Raw genomic sequence first — 1,218 nt, forward strand, 5'->3', positions numbered from 1 at the left:
CGTCCCGGCAGGGACGGCGACTCCCCGCCCGGGCGTGCTCCTCCGGACGGAGGCACGAGGGCTCCCGCCGGGCGGGGTCCTCCCGGCAGGGAAAGCGACTCCCCGCCAGGGCGCAGTTCTCCCGGCAGGGAAAGCGACTCCCCGCCAGGGAGAAGGCGGCTCCCGCCAAGGCGAGAGCCCCCGGACGGGATCCGGGGGCGGGCGGGCCGGTCGCGCGTGGCCGGTGTTCCCGCGCGGCAGCGTGTCAGCGGAGGCGGGCCATCAGGGCGTGTTCGACGAGGGTGATCAGGGCGCTCTTGGCCTCGGAGCGGTGGCGGGCGTCCGTCGTGATGATCGGGGCGTCGGGGCCGATCTGGAGGGCTTCGCGGACCTCGTCGGGCGAGTAGGGCTGGTGTCCGTCGAAGCCGTTGAGGGCGATGACGAACGGCAGGCCGCTGTTCTCGAAGTAGTCCACCGCCGGGAAACAGTCCGCCAGCCGCCGCGTGTCCACCAGCACCACGGCCCCGATCGCCCCGCGCACCAGGTCGTCCCACATGAACCAGAAACGGTCCTGACCCGGCGTCCCGAACAGGTAGAGGATCAGGTCCTGGTCGAGCGTGATCCGCCCGAAGTCCATCGCGACCGTCGTGGTCGTCTTGCCCGCCGTGTGCGTCAGGTCGTCGATGCCCGCGGACGCCGAGGTCATCACCGCTTCGGTCCGCAGCGGATTGATCTCCGAGACCGACCCCACGAACGTCGTCTTCCCCACGCCGAACCCGCCCGCGATCACGATCTTCGCGGAGGTGGTCGAGGTGGAGGGGGCCGGGCGGCCCGCGGCGCCCGAGGCGCTAGAGCTTGCGAAGTCCACTGAGCACCCTTTCGAGCAGTGTCACGTCCGGCAGCCCCCCCGGCTCGGCGTCGTGCCCCGGCTGGTGGATGGCGACGAGCCCGGCCTCCGCGAGGTCCGCGACCAGGATCCGCGCCACCCCCAGGGGCATACCCAGGAGCGCGGACACCTCCGCCACGGACTTGACCTCCAGGCAGAGGTGGCAGATTCGCTGATGCTCCGGCAACAGCCCCTGGAGCTGGAGCGGTTCGGCCGTGGTGGACACCAGGGCCTCGATGGCGAGCTGGTAACGCGGCCGGGTGCGGCCGCCGGTCATGGCGTACGGACGGACCAGCGGCTGGTCGCCCTCGTCGTCGAATGAGCCGTAATGATGCGGAACACCGTACGGGCCC

2 protein-coding genes are annotated in these 1,218 nt (G+C 71.8%); both read right to left on the minus strand.

The window, feature by feature from the left end; genetic code table 11:
- Positions 1-244: 244 nt before the first annotated feature.
- Positions 245-847, minus strand: coding sequence for a GTP-binding protein (locus tag D7231_RS35110; protein ID WP_120760426.1), 603 nt, complete (start codon positions 845-847; stop codon positions 245-247).
- Positions 828-1,218 (minus strand): DUF742 domain-containing protein (locus D7231_RS35115; protein ID WP_147449899.1); only part of this gene is annotated, 391 nt, incomplete at its 5' end. The genes D7231_RS35115 and D7231_RS35110, both read right to left, overlap by 20 nt.

The organism is Streptomyces klenkii (assembly GCF_003626645.1).
Lineage (GTDB): Bacteria > Actinomycetota > Actinomycetes > Streptomycetales > Streptomycetaceae > Streptomyces > Streptomyces klenkii.